Origin of the sequence: Vibrio sp. 10N.261.52.C11 (genome assembly GCF_041471405.1) — a bacterium.
Lineage (GTDB): Bacteria > Pseudomonadota > Gammaproteobacteria > Enterobacterales > Vibrionaceae > Vibrio > Vibrio crassostreae_C.
Genome location: NZ_JBFROI010000004.1, coordinates 151,752 through 164,544, shown reverse-complemented (window position 1 = coordinate 164,544; position 12,793 = coordinate 151,752). Strand labels below are relative to the sequence as shown.

At 44.5% G+C, this 12,793-nt stretch carries 9 protein-coding genes and 1 pseudogene; 3 read left to right on the top strand and 7 right to left on the bottom strand.

The features are described from left to right. Both AB4323_RS00730 and AB4323_RS00725 read left to right on the top strand, forming a co-directional pair. Nucleotides 1-469, top strand: a pseudogene (locus tag AB4323_RS00730) (hypothetical protein); the annotation flags it as partial. 2 nt (nucleotides 470-471) lie between these two features. Beyond that, complete coding sequence (locus AB4323_RS00725; protein WP_102332717.1) at nucleotides 472-2,151, top strand: BatD family protein; 1,680 nt, start codon at nucleotides 472-474, stop codon at nucleotides 2,149-2,151. Nucleotides 2,152-2,220: 69 nt separating this feature from the next. Here the strand turns inward: AB4323_RS00725 and AB4323_RS00720 are convergent, their stop codons facing one another. The 5 genes from AB4323_RS00720 to AB4323_RS00700 all read right to left on the bottom strand — a co-directional run bounded on the left by AB4323_RS00720 (nucleotide 2,221) and on the right by AB4323_RS00700 (nucleotide 8,283). Continuing rightward, nucleotides 2,221-4,365 carry a GGDEF domain-containing protein gene (locus tag AB4323_RS00720; RefSeq protein WP_017064257.1) on the bottom strand — a complete coding sequence of 715 codons (2,145 nt, stop codon included), beginning with the start codon at nucleotides 4,363-4,365 and terminating at the stop codon, nucleotides 2,221-2,223. A 336-nt stretch (nucleotides 4,366-4,701) separates the two neighbouring features. Then, nucleotides 4,702-5,451, bottom strand: a complete 750-nt coding sequence (gene pstB / locus AB4323_RS00715) for a phosphate ABC transporter ATP-binding protein PstB (protein ID WP_004737715.1) — start codon at nucleotides 5,449-5,451, stop codon at nucleotides 4,702-4,704. Between the two features lie 90 nt (nucleotides 5,452-5,541). Further along, entirely contained in the window at nucleotides 5,542-6,405 is an 864-nt protein-coding gene (pstA, locus tag AB4323_RS00710) for a phosphate ABC transporter permease PstA (protein ID WP_017064256.1), read from the bottom strand. A 15-nt stretch (nucleotides 6,406-6,420) separates the two neighbouring features. Next, nucleotides 6,421-7,350 (bottom strand): phosphate ABC transporter permease subunit PstC, encoded by a 930-nt coding sequence (pstC, locus tag AB4323_RS00705; RefSeq protein WP_017064255.1) that lies wholly within the window; start codon nucleotides 7,348-7,350, stop codon nucleotides 6,421-6,423. A 111-nt stretch (nucleotides 7,351-7,461) separates the two neighbouring features. Continuing rightward, nucleotides 7,462-8,283: a phosphate ABC transporter substrate-binding protein gene (locus AB4323_RS00700; protein ID WP_017064254.1), complete on the bottom strand. Its 822-nt coding sequence runs from the start codon at nucleotides 8,281-8,283 to the stop codon at nucleotides 7,462-7,464. A gap of 477 nt (nucleotides 8,284-8,760) precedes the next feature. On the opposite strand from AB4323_RS00700, the gene AB4323_RS00695 reads away from it, so the two are divergent. Then, nucleotides 8,761-10,404, top strand: coding sequence for a methyl-accepting chemotaxis protein (locus tag AB4323_RS00695; RefSeq protein ID WP_017064253.1), 1,644 nt, complete (start codon nucleotides 8,761-8,763; stop codon nucleotides 10,402-10,404). 107 nt (nucleotides 10,405-10,511) lie between these two features. On the opposite strand, the gene AB4323_RS00690 is transcribed toward AB4323_RS00695, so the two are convergent. Both AB4323_RS00690 and AB4323_RS00685 read right to left on the bottom strand, forming a co-directional pair. Further along, nucleotides 10,512-11,399, bottom strand: a complete 888-nt coding sequence (locus AB4323_RS00690; RefSeq protein ID WP_017064252.1) for a lipase secretion chaperone — start codon at nucleotides 11,397-11,399, stop codon at nucleotides 10,512-10,514. Between the two features lie 38 nt (nucleotides 11,400-11,437). Next, nucleotides 11,438-12,379: a triacylglycerol lipase gene (locus AB4323_RS00685; protein ID WP_050546492.1), complete on the bottom strand. Its 942-nt coding sequence runs from the start codon at nucleotides 12,377-12,379 to the stop codon at nucleotides 11,438-11,440. Nucleotides 12,380-12,793: the final 414 nt, after the last annotated feature.

Below are 12,793 nucleotides of genomic sequence, written 5' to 3'. Positions count from 1 at the left end.
AGGTCAGCAAGGTCAGCAAAATGATTCTTCGCAAAGCTCTCAGGATCAACAACAAAGCTCCGCTGACAATGGCAAGTCGCAAGATCAAAGCAGTAACCAAGATCAACGCGGTAGCCAAGACCAAAACTCATCTCAAGGCCAACCTGAAAATCACTCTGACTCTGAAAAGTCTAAACAAGACGACAAGCAAGCCACGCAACAAAGTAACAGTGATCAGCCGAAACAGAGTGACCAAGAAGGCGCTACACCTCAAAGTGCTAGCGCACAACAAGCTTCAAAAGAAGATGGTGAGCAAAGTAGTCAGCAAGCTGTAGCACAAACCTCAGATCAACCTCTGTCGAGCGACCCTGACATGCGAAAACTTGAGCAAGTAGAAAGCGCCCGTGACCCGAGCCAACTGCTTAAAGCGCAAATGATTTTACAAGCACGACAAAAAAGTGCTCCTAACAACCAGAACAAAAAGTGGTAACCATGCGATTTTTAAACAAGCCATTTTTATCCGTACTCCTAACATTGTTGTTGGGAGCTTTCTCGTCCTTCTCAGTATTGGCTGCAAACGCCGTGGCGAGCGTTTCACATAACAGTGTCACCAAAGATGAAGTGTTCCTTCTTAGAGTTGCAACCGATGAAAAGGTCTCCTCTGATGCTCTAGATCTAACAGCGCTCCAGCAGGATTTCTATGTTGGCACACCAAACTTTGGGTCTTCGATGCGAATCGTCAATGGCAGCCGTTCGGTATCAAGTGAATGGAACATTAGCCTTGCTCCACTGCGTTTGGGTAAGTTGCAAATCCCGAGTTTTGATATTGAAGGGGCAAAAACCAAGCCTATCACCATCAATGTTGCAATTAACAAAGCCGCTCCAACTCAACATGATATGGCAGAGTTCCAGCTTAATCTCAGCAAGAACTCGCTGTACCCAGAAGAAGTGGCTGAGCTTGATGTAAAACTCATCATCAAAGCTGACCCAAGAAGGCTGCAAGATCCTAAAATAGCGCCACCGAGCTCGCCGGGCTTAGATGTGGAACCTATTGGTGAATCGAAGCAATTTCAAGATGTTCTCAATGGACAAGAGGTGACGGTAGTTCAACAGTCTTTCCGTATCTCTTCACAAAAGGCCGGACAGTTTAAGCTGAATGGACCGAAGCTGAATGGAGCCGTTGTTTACTCAACCAACAACTCCAGTACAACGCGTCTGTTCCAGCTCGACACGCCCGTTGAAATCTTAGATGTAACTGTGAAGGACGTACCAAAAGGCTACCAAGGTGAGTGGTTACCAACATCAAACTTCAAACTGATTCAACAATGGTCAGATAGCCAAGGCAATCAACTGGGAAATAGTAATGGTTTAGAAGGCGACAACCAAACCATTGAAATGGAAGCGGGTGATTCGTTAACTCGTACCATCACGATGACGGCTAGCAACTTAACGCAACACCAGCTGCCAAAACTGAATATCACCTACCCTATTTCGGTACGTGTTTATGAAGAGAAGCCGCAATTTGGCACAACTCAGTCAGGTGATTCTGTCGTTGTTTACAAGCAAGTCTTGATTCCGAAAGAGGCAGGAAACATCTCGCTTCCTGATGTGTCTCAAGCTTGGTTTAACACCGATTTGCAATCAGAACAAACCAGCAAAGCGCAGGGGCTAGAGTTAGCGGTAAAAGCAAGTGATCGCGCAGCGTCAAGCACTCCACCAGTTACTGCTACGCCCGCCCAACAAGTAAGCCCGACGGTTGTTACTGTGGATAGCCCAGGGATCTGGCCTTATCTCACCGCCCTATTTGCAGCTTTGTGGCTAATCAGCTCAGCATTGGCATTCTACTTCTGGTCACGCCGCGGTGTAACGACAAAACCAACACACACTGTTGAACGTCAATCAGATACCGCAGAAGCGCTTATTGAAGCTCTAAGAACGAAAGATGGCGTGATGACCAGAACCTTATTTGAGCAATGGAAATCCGAAAATACAGATCTAAGTGATGAGACGTTACAAACCGTTGAAGCCGAACTCACCAAGCTAAACCAAAGCCTTTATGGTGAAGCCGGTTCACCAGCCCAAACATGGAGCCCTGAGCTGGCAATCAAAACGGTGAAGAAGCCCAAGAGAGTTGCGAGTAAAAAGCATAATAGTTCGCTAGAAAATCTTTAGTCGACGCTGTTCATCAAGAACAGTAAAACACAAAGGCCGTTGATCATCTTGAGATCAACGGCCTTTATTTTAAGAAAGAGAGGCTGTGACTTTTTTACGTTTTAAGGCAGAAACAATTCGATTTCGCCCCGAGTCTTTGGCTTGATACAAGGCTTTATCTGCCTTGCCATACAACAAATCAAAATCGAACTGATGCTGGTCAGACGTTATCGAGGCATAGCCAACGGATGCCGTTAAATATGGGCTGGTACTACTTTCACAATGGAGGATTTTTGCCTCTTCAATGCATTTTCTAATCGACTCTGCACGTTGCTTTGTCTCTGAGTGATTCGTGCCAATCATCAACAACATAAACTCCTCTCCGCCAATCCGGCAGAAGGTTTCTTTATCATTGTGAACATGGGCATTCAGTATCTCACCTACCGTCCTCAGAGCCGCATCCCCTTCAGTATGACCATAGACACTGTTGTACAAACCAAAGTGGTCGAGGTCGACAAGAATCAAACCAAATGTAATTTCGTTCTGTAAGGCAAAGGCACCTTGATCGTCACCGTTCAAGTCTTCTAGAACCTGCGACAACATACGGCGGTTTCCAAGGCGCGTAAGAGGATCTAGCTTAGAAATGATATCCAATTGCTCATTCGCCAACTCTAGCTCTTGGGTACGCTTACTGACTTCTTGCTCCAATGTTTCATTGAGCTTTTTCAGTTCTTCTTGAGCCATGGTTCTTTGCAGCACCTCAGCAAGGCTCGAAGCAAAGATACGTATTACCTCACGAAGCTGTGAGGTTAAAGGACTGCGAGTTAATAGGTTATCAGCAGCGATAAACGCAATCGGCTCACCCGTATTGGTGGTGAGCATGGTCATTGCCGTCCAACCGACTCCCACAATATTGAAATCGTGATAGATAGGAACTGATTCTTCAAAGGCAACTTGATTAGGGCAAGCACGAGCTGCGGCTACAATGTCACGTTCCACCAGCTCAGAGCGATAATAGGACTCATCGACAATATCGCCTTTGATGTCAGTGCCCCAAGTACCTTGCATGTAACTGCACTTTTTGTCTGTTAGGAAAACAGCCAGTCGATCGATACCTAGATGTTGAATCGCAAAACTAACCGCGGACTTACAGACTTCACTGACGCTATCGCATCGAGACAGCTCAACCATACTCGAGTGCAACATACGTATGTTCTGCTCTTGGCGCTTGCGAATATAGATTTGAGAAAGCAAAGAGCCAAAAGACTCAAGCATCTGCTTTTGATAGTTAGTAATCGGTGAGCGATGAATGTAGTTATCCATGGCGATCCAGCCGACAGGTTTGTCGCCTTCACGTAAGATAAGCATGCCATTCCACCCCTGCCCGACCACCTTACCTTCTGTATACAGGGGCGCATTATCGATGATGACTAGATTAGTATGGTTATCAGACAGCGCTTCAATGTATTCCGCTTCAAGTTGGTGCAAATCGTATTGAGTGTGGTGTTCACTGTTGGTTTTACCCGCTTCGTCAGTGCCATAAGTGCCGCTGAAACAACGCTTTTTCATATCAAGCAACATGAAGATCGCACGATCAAACCCTAACCTGTCTCGCACAGCCTCAACCGATGCTTTATACAAAGCATCGAGTGACTCAGGGTTAGAAAGCTCAAGCGCGACCTGATGAACCAGCTTCATGTTCTCTACAAACAGCTCACGTAACTTTATCTCATCTAAGTATTGAGCTTCACGTGTGTCTCTGTGTTTGATTTCTAGCGCCGCGTTCTTTTCGGCACGAATACATTGCCAACGGGCAGCCGCGAGCTGTAACACATCAAGATCTTGGTCAAAGGTTTGATTAACCTTCTCAGCATTGCAATTTTGAACAATTAAATAAGTTCTGGAGGCAGGTGCGTTGTCGAGCATCATGATAAACGACTCCCCACCAAGCACTTTCATGTGTTCCCACTTGCAGGTGTTGATAGCCATTGGCAAAACCCCGTCTGCGGTATCAAACTGTGAGACCCACGGCCAAAATGTAGAGGGGTAGCTCGCCAATGAGGTTAGATCGCCATAAGAAAAAAGCGGTAATGCGTCGCTCTCCGGCGTCGGTTCAGCAAATATTCCTATCCCTTTTGGAGTAAGTACCTTAACCAGATAGTCAAAAAGAGACTCAGCCAACAGACGATGGTCGCGTGTCGCAGATATTTGTTTTGCAAAGGCTTTAACAGGCACAGCTTCCTTCCATTGGCGATTAAGAATAAAGCAAAAATACAGAAGGCTTGATATGCAATCAATGTAAGTAAAAATGAGATGTTAAGCGGGTCGCAGTTTCACCTTTAACATTATCACAAGCATGAGAAGGACGACAAAAATGGGATTCTCTGCCCAAAATCACATCGACATTGGGGATTTTTTAGACACATAAAAAAGCCCCACCTATAGTGGGGCAAAACTTCCATCGCTTATAGTTATAGTGATAATTCTGTTGTTCTATTCGATTATCTAACCTGCGTTTCAGTTAGTGTGTAAAGGTATCTAATCGCTTAAATACCACACGTAAATCGTCGATTAACCGAAGTCACCGTTTACGTAACCTTTAGTACGATCATCTTTTGGTTCACTGAAGATAACGCTGGTTTCGTTATGCTCTACAAGCTCTCCCATTAGGAAGAAAGCCGTGCGGTCTGAGATACGACGCGCTTGCTGCATTGAGTGCGTTACGATAACGATAGTGAAGTCTTTCTTCAGATCTTCCATCAATTCTTCAATCTTGTGTGTCGCGATTGGGTCTAGAGCCGATGTTGGTTCATCCATCAGGATTACATCTGGTTCCATTGCAATGGTACGTGCGATACATAGACGCTGTTGTTGACCACCAGACAGACCAAATGCATGCGCTTTAAGACGGTCTTTTACTTCATCCCACAGTGCAGCACTGCGTAGCGAGCGCTCAACCACTTCATCGATGTGTTTTTTGTCTTTGATACCTTGAGCACGTAGGCCGTATGCCACGTTCTCGTAGATGCTCATTGGGAACGGGTTTGGCTTTTGGAATACCATGCCTACGCGGATACGTAGGTCAGCGACATCGATATTACCGTAGATGTCAGTGCCATCCATATCCAGCTTACCCTTAATCGTAACGCCTTCAATTAGGTCATTCATGCGGTTCAAACAACGCAATAGTGTTGATTTACCACAGCCAGACGGGCCAATCAGAGCAGTAACCTGGCGAGTTGGAATTGGCAGGTTGATAGATTTAAGCGCTTGGTTGTCGCCGTAAAACAGATCTAGGTTCTCAATATCAAATTTATTCATGTTCGTAATCTCTAAATTCTTAAATTCGTGTCTAACTTGATGCTTTCTTTATCACGGGGGCTCGCTTTATTTATGAGCCAGCTAATGAGCTTAGTAAGTTGCCGTGTTGAAGCGTCTCGCAATCAGTTTTGTAACCATGTTGATCAAGAGAACCAGTACGATTAGGACTGTCGCCGTGCCGTAGGCTTGGTTCCACTCATCGATAGTAAATAGCTCTGTTGTCAGCTTATATAGGTGAACCGTTAGTGTACGGCCAGAATCGAATACCGACTCAGGAACACGTGCCACCATACCTGCTGTTAAAAATACAGGTGCTGATTCGCCAATTACACGACCAATACTAAGAATGACCGAAGTTAAGATACCTGGCATTGCGCTTGGTAAGATCAAACGCCAGATAGTGTAGATTTTTGAAGCGCCAAGGCCGTATGAGCCTTCGCGGTAAGTTTGTGGCACTGCCATCAATGCTTCTTCTGTAGTACGAATGATTACAGGAAGAATCAGGATACTTAGCGTTAGTGCACCCGACAGAATCGAGAAGCCAAGACCAAGAATCGAAACAAAGAAGGTCATACCGAACAGACCAAAGATGATCGATGGGATACCAGCTAACGACTCAGTACAGAATCGAATCACTTTCACCAATCGGCTACCTACTTTCGCATATTCAGTTAAGTATATCGCCGTCATGATGCCCAGTGGCGCGGCTACCGCAATCGATGCGATTACCATGTAGATCGTGGCAATGATCATTGGGAAAATACCACGTTCTTCACCAGTACGAGTGTAATCGTCAGTGATGAAGTTCCAATCTACGTATTGCAGACCGTTCGATAGGATGTACCAAATAATCCAGAATAAGAAACCAACGGTTACAGCTGCAGCTGCCCAGATAAAACCTTTTAGGATGTTATCTTTGGTTTGACGTGCTTGTTTTAGTTTTACGCGATCCATATTACTTATCCTCGCCTACTTCGCTTTTTCACGGTTAAGATAAAGTAGAGCACCATTTAACATCATGATGAACACTAGAAGTACAACACCTGTTGCGTACAGTGCGTTAGCGTGAACGCCACTTGCGTAAGACATTTCAATTGCAATGTTTGCTGTTAGCGTACGAGCAGAGTCCAAAATGCCTTCTGGCATTGCTGGCGCGTTACCCATAACCATGATGATTGCCATCGTTTCGCCAAGTGCGCGGCCGATACCCAAAATCACACCAGTCATAATGCCTGAACGTGCAGCAGGAACGAGTAGCTTAAAAATCGTGTAGATTTTCGAAGCACCCAGTGCAAGTGAACCTTCTTTGTATGTACGAGGTACCGCACGAATCGAAGTTTCAGAAACCGTGATAACGGTAGGAAGAATCATGATACCCAGAACAATGATACCCGCCAGGATAGTGTTACCCGCTGGTACTTGGAAAACGTTTTGAATCATTGGAACGATAATTACTAGACCGAAGAAGCCGTAAACTACCGACGGGATACCCGCTAGAAGCTCAACTGCTGGTCGAATAATATCTGCAAGACGCTTTGGAGCAATCTCAGCAATAAAAATAGCGGTTAATACACCAACTGGCACACCAACAACTACAGCTCCAAGTGTCGAAACAATCGATGCAACAATCATGGTTGCAACACCGAATAGAGCTGGAGGTAACCAGTCAACACCCAGAACGATGCCAGAAACACCGGCCTCTTGGAATGCAGGGATACTCTCTGCAACGATAAAGTAAGCGATAACGGCTAGTGATACGATGCCGATTACAGCACTCGATAAGAACAAGCCGTGGAAGATTCTTTCTCTCCAGTCGATGCGCTTCTTAGCACGTAGACTTGGCTTGTTGATTTGAGTCGCTTCAGTATTCATAAGCTTTTCACTATTTGCGATGGTCATATATAAAATCTCAAACTTTGTGGCTCAATAAGAGCTCGAAATAAACAAAGTTGAAAGAAAAGGCTCAGCCTAAAGCAGGCTGAGCAATAATTAAGATTGAGTCAGTTAAGATTAGTTAACTGTGATGTAGCCTTTCTTACCAGCGATAGCTTGAGCTTCATCTGCAACCATCCAATCTAGGAATTGTTGAGTTTCAGCTGTTGGAGCGCCTGCTTTGTAAAGAACTAGGAATGGACGAGCAACTTTGTAAGAACCGTTCTTAACGTTGTCTACAGTCGCAGCAGCGCCGTCGATAGTTAGAGCTTGAACAGATTCGTCAACTGTACCTAGAGAGATAAAGCCGATAGCGTATGGGTTGCTTGCTACAGAAACTTTAAGTGCGCCGTTACCGTTTGCAACTTGTGCACGTTGAGAGATAGCCGATACTTTCTTATCGCCAATCTTCTTCTTAAGCTTCATGATGTCTTCGAATGCACCACGTGTACCTGATGCAGTATCACGAGTGATTGCTACGATTGGTTTATCAGCGCCGCCAACATCTTTCCAGTTAGTGATGTCGCCTTTGTAGATTGAAGTGATTTGCTCAGCAGTAAGAGCAGATACTTCGTTGTTCGGGTTAACAACAACTGCGATACCGTCACGAGCGATAACTAGCTCTTTCAGGTCAGCTGTTTTCTCTTCTTCTTTTAGGTCACGAGAAGAGATACCAAGGTCAGCACTTCCATTTTTTGCTGCTTTGATGCCTGCAGAAGAACCTGGTGCTTGAATTTCGATGAACACTGGTTCGCCTTTATTCATGTAGGTTTCTGCAAAAACTTCAACCAGTGGAGAAGCACTGTTAGAGCCAACTACAGAGATAGTTTCTTTAGCTGAAGCTGTATTCACTGTTAGAGCGCCTAGTAGTGCGATTGCACCGATAACTGTCTTTTTCATCACAAATTTCCTTTAGTGGCGTTATTGCCGTAATGTTTTGCTTGAACGAGGCCTACTTTAGAATCCGAATGTGACAGTTGTGTTTCACTTAATTGAAGCCTATATGACAACTACAAATTAATGGCTAATTTCTCTCCTACTCGATGAATTGATAGTCGCGCCCCCATCAGATGCAGTTAGTGAATGCAGGTCTCACCATCGTTTGAGCACCAAAAAGCTAGATTTCCTTCCCTATTTATATCGAATACTAACCAATATATTTCTCTATTTATCAATCAATTAGCCCTAACACGATGGATAAAAAGATCCACCTTTATCGCCATTTAGAACAATAAATAACCATCTATATCAAATACCTATCGCATATAACGAAATCAAAGCCTTTACTGATTGAATTGTCAGTCTCATTAGTTAGAATCGCCAACTAATTCTAATAATAATTCTCATCTTTTTATTTTATTCAAAGAAGGACATTACATGCGCCAACTTCTCAGTGGCTTATCAATCAAAATACAAATTCTTATACCCGTACTATTTTCCGTTGTCTTACTTTTAGCCGGTGTCATTATCGGTGGTGAAAAACTAGAAAGTGCATTCAAAGATGTGTCAGTAGCAACCGACCAGTTAATCTTACATAAAGAAGAACTTAGCGAAATCGTCGACAACAGCTATGGCATGCGCATCAAAGCGATTTACAGTCTATTCAATGCTGATGACGTAAAAACATTGGTTGAAACACTAAACCAAAAACGCGATCAGAATACTCGCCTACTGAATTCATTAGACACAGTGCCAGGCATGCAAGATGAAGTGGCCGCGATGAACAAAGCGATGAATCACTATGTCGATTTTTCTCGTACCACCATGCTTCCGCTATTAAGAGCGAAACACGGCGATGCATCACTATCTTCAGATTTTGAAAACCGCTACCAGATCGCAATCGACCAATACCGACATGCGGGTAATGAAATGGTGCAAGCGATCAATACTCTGTCTAAAAAGCTGAACTTGCTTGCCACTCAAGAGGTCGACATCAACGGCCAGCAACACGCTAGCACGCTGACTACTGCGACCATTGCACTGTTGGTGATCCTGTCTGTAGCTCTAATTATCAGTTGGACGCTGGCTGGTATCATTGTTAAGCCGATCAGCAACATTCAAGAAACGATGCGGGAAGTAGCAAAAGGTAACTTGTTAGTTAAAGCAGAAGAGTATGGCGACAACGAAATCTCACGCCTAGCGCAAGACGTAAACCAGTCTGTTGAACAGCTGCGTGACACGGTAAGCTCGCTGTCTCGAATCAGTATCGAAGTGGCTTCTGCGTCGACAGAGCTAGCGGCTGTAATGACACAGTCCAGCGTTAACTCAGACCAAGAGAAGCAAGAGGTGGAGCAAGTTGCTTCTGCTGTGAACCAATTGGAAAGCACAGCAGCACACGTTAATGAGAACGCAGTACAAGCCGACTCAGCGTCTAAGCAAGCTGACGAAATGGCGACACACAGCATGAGCTTGTTTAATGAAAGCAACAAAGCTAACGAACAGATGGCGATTCAGCTAAGCGAAGCCGCAAATGTTGTGGGCACGCTAAAAGAGCACTCTGAACAGATTGGTAAAGTGATTGAGGTAATTCAAAGTATCTCTGAACAAACTAACCTGCTGGCGCTTAACGCAGCAATCGAAGCCGCTCGTGCAGGTGAAAGCGGTCGTGGTTTCGCAGTGGTTGCTGATGAAGTTCGAATGCTAGCGGCACGTACACAAGATTCAACCAAAGAGATCCAAACCATCATAGAAGGTTTGCAGGTTCAATCCGGTAACGCGAATGAAAGCATGAGCAGCTCATTATCTATGCTGGAACACAACCAAACTCTTGCAGGTGAAGTAAGCGCGGCGCTTTCAGGCATTGCTAACTCGGTAACGGACATGACTGAGATTAACACTCAGGTTGCCTCTGCCGCCGAAGAGCAAAGCCAAGTAACCTCAGACATCAACCGTAACATCTCAAACATCTACAGCCTAGTAAGCCAAAACGTTACCGGCATTACTCAAGCCGCTGCAGCAAGCCACGAGCTTTCTAACCTAGCAGAACAACAGAAGCAGCAGTTGGATTACTTTAAGGTATAGGCTTCAAGGTACGAAGTTCAAGGCAAACAGATTCAGGCTGTATGCTCTTTAGAACTCGCCGATAAACAAAAAGCCAGCCATCATGGCTGGTTTTTCGCTTTTAGACACTACTGACGAGATTCAGCCGCTCGAATTCTTTCAATCGCTTCTACCCTTCTAAGCTGTTCTGGTAGGAAATGTTCAGTCCTAAGTTGCGCAATCTTCTCTTGTTGTTCGGTTTTTGATAGGAATGAATCTTTCAAGACATCATTTCGTTCTGCGAAGTAGACCTCTAACGAGTCTTCAAAGGCCGCTCTTTGTTTATCAAGTGCTTCAAGTCTCTGGGTTACTTCTTCACCGACAAGTTCGCTTCTCTTTAAGTATTTACCCTGTTCATCGAGACCTTCAGAGCTAGAGAGCTGTTGGAGTAACACCTGATTCTGGTGACTCGACTGAACATAATCAGGTTGCTCAGATAGATAGGATTCGAGTCTTTGTTGGTATTCTTCATCCTCTAATCCCTCCTGTTTCAGAAGTAACTTTTCTAAGGCGATTTCTCTCATTCTGTTGTCGTGCGTAAACAGAATACTTATCTCGCTCTCACTGAAAAACTGAGCTTGGAGGTCAAGGAGCGCTTGATTGAGTGCACGTAGATCATCAGCGGAAATGGATGTGGTACCGAACTGCACGTCCAACGATGTCAGTGCCGACTTATACTCAAGATATTTGGCAAACAGTGCTTCATCAACCACGGTTGTTGATGATTGTTCGTGGTGTTTCGCCACGTTGTCTCGAATATCTTCAAGGGTTAATTCTGTATTACCTGACACGAAATATTCCATCATGTCTTTTGCTGATGCGTTATCGATGTCGGTATCTTGCTGAGAGGTGACTTTCAATGAGGAGACGCGTTGTTCGTCGTCAGTATGTGTATCTTGATTATTTAGATATAAAAAGACCGCCGCTGTGCTCATCAGGGCTATCGTGGTTATCGACAAAATGGCGGTCTTTTTCATCATACTTCCCTTGTTTTCTTATTAAACGGCTTTGCAGACTACAAGCCAGCCAACTTCAATCGATTGGCATGCTGACGATATAGAGTTACAGGATCTGTCTCAAACAAGTGGTGAATTCCCAATAACCCATTAATCTCATCTAGGTGGTTCATTTTGTAATCATCACCAATCACTTTGCCCAAATGCGCGCTGCATGCTCCTACTAAGCCATCATTAGGTTCGTTGAAGGCTAAGCCTAGGATTGTCATCGCTCCGTCGGTAGGATCAAGAAGGTTGGTAAAAGTGGAAGACCCTGTCCATGAATAGTAATAAACGCCGTTACTTGCTTGCCACTCACCATCGCCACACTCAGACGTCGGAACGCCCTCAGGGTAAAACTGGTTGAAGGCTAGCGAGCCTTCTGTGGTCAATGCTTCAAGAGAAGCGAGGCCGTCTTGGTCGAGATCCGTTCCACCAGATAAAAGGTTAATCAGTGTCGTTAATCCACCTGCTAATTTAACCGCGATACCTTCTGTGACAGAGCCTTCAGATACGTTCCCTCGAACGAGATCAGCGACCTTAGAACCTTTATGTACACCGCCAATACTGGTCACTGAAGCAACAAGATCAGGTCGAACTGACGCAACATAACGAGCCGTAGGCCCACCGTGGCTATGACCAACCAGATTCACCTTACTTGCTCCTGTTGCAGCTAACAGCGTTTCAACTTGGCTGAGTAACTGTTCACCACGGACCTCTGAACTGTTGGTTGCAGAGACCTGAGCGACATATACGTTCGCGCCATCTTTGGTTAGGGATTCAGGTACGCCATAGAAATAGTCAACGCCCGCTAATGTATCGAAACCAAACAGACCATGTACCAACATAATGGGGTATTTCGTTTCAGTGTATCCCCTGGCTTCTAATGCTGATGCGCTCGTTCCGGCATATACGCCAAAACTGGATAGGCAGGCTATCGTCCAAATTAATATCTTTTTCAATGCTCTTTCCTTAAACAGATTAGACCTCTGATGAGTAAAAGAACCGTAGATGATGATTTTATAAAACAGAAAGTAACGACTTCATATTTGTGATGGCGAACTTGAATTAAACAGGTGCGATGAACATCAGGCAAACAGAATCAGGAGAACAAAACATAAGCAATTGATTAAATTAACATTTAACTAAGGTTGATGAGATTGTTCTTTCAATATCCCGACTCAAATATCAATTCAACATTCTCAATAAACCAAAATTATTCGACAAATAACCGTTTGGAAACAGGTATTTTTCAACCAAAAACTCGTTGATAACTTGAGGCTTATTCCATTAACGACACACCACAACCCTGAATATATTGACGCTAATTATTGATTTTAGATATAGGTCGTACCAGTTATCCACTTATCCACTTA